2 protein-coding genes are annotated in these 934 nt (G+C 39.0%); both read right to left on the bottom strand.

Going from position 1 to position 934, the window contains the following annotated elements:
- Nucleotides 1-254: IS3 family transposase (locus tag BCR25_RS19970; protein ID WP_139124597.1), on the bottom strand; the 254-nt coding region annotated here is incomplete at its 3' end.
- 107 nt (nucleotides 255-361) lie between these two features.
- Nucleotides 362-892, bottom strand: a complete 531-nt coding sequence (locus BCR25_RS14120) for a helix-turn-helix domain-containing protein (protein WP_069664240.1) — start codon at nucleotides 890-892, stop codon at nucleotides 362-364.
- Between the last annotated feature and the right edge of the window lie 42 nt (nucleotides 893-934).

The following is a 934-nucleotide window of genomic DNA, read 5'->3' as shown; positions in this document are numbered from 1 at the left end:
GGAAGAGAGCTGAAGAATCGGCGATTCACTCTATTTTTAGCTACGCTTCCTACTCGTCCTTTATAAGAACGGTAACTTCTTGATCGGCGGGTAAAACTTGTACACACCAAGTGATGTTTTTTCATAATTCGTTGAACCTTCTTATGATTTACTTGATAGCCCTTGGCAGCTAGGGCTAGCTTGATACGGCGGTAGCCATAATTGCCCTGATTCTCTTCGAAGATCGCTTTGATACACGCTTCAATAGGGAGCATTTTTTCTTCATTGAGTAGCTGTTTTTTCCAATAATTAAAGGTAGACCGTGGCAATTTAATGGCCTGTAAGACAAGGTCTTGACGATACTTTCCAATCAGCTCAAGGGCTATTCTGACTTGGATTCGCCGTTTCGCTTCGCCATAATAGTCTGTTGGAAAGTTTGTAGCTTTTTTAGATACTCATTCTCGATTCTCAAAAGTTCAACTTCACGTTCTAATTCCTTTTCACGAGAAAGCTTTTTTGATTTTTTCTGTTTTTTTGTTGGCTTAATCATTTCTCTTTTAGACCGTCCTTTTCGAATTGGCAGGCCTTGTTCCTTAGAAGAAAGCGAACTTCTTTGCCAACGAGAAATCATTGAGCCAGTGGGAAGTTTAAATTTTCTAGCTGCTTCTCCAAAAGAAGCGCCTGTCGTTTCTATAAAGTGTAATACATCCCGCTTAAATTCACTAGTATATTTTTTGGGGGAACGTCGGTTTTTGAGACCGTCGTTTCCAAATAATTGGTAAGAATGTGTCCAATTGTAAACCAAGGCATTGGACGAAAGATCATATTTATTTGCCAAGGCACGTCCGCCCAAAGGGCCTTCAAGGTATTCCTTTACTATGTTCAATTTAAAATCTGCTTCATAAAAGTTCAAAAAAATGACCTCCCAAAGTTGTATTTTTCATGTACAACTTTT

The sequence above is a fragment of the Enterococcus termitis genome (assembly GCF_001730305.1).
Taxonomy (GTDB): Bacteria; Bacillota; Bacilli; order Lactobacillales; family Enterococcaceae; genus Enterococcus_L; species Enterococcus_L termitis.
The sequence above is the reverse complement of the archived record's forward strand: the minus strand, read 5'-3'. Positions and strand labels throughout refer to the sequence as shown.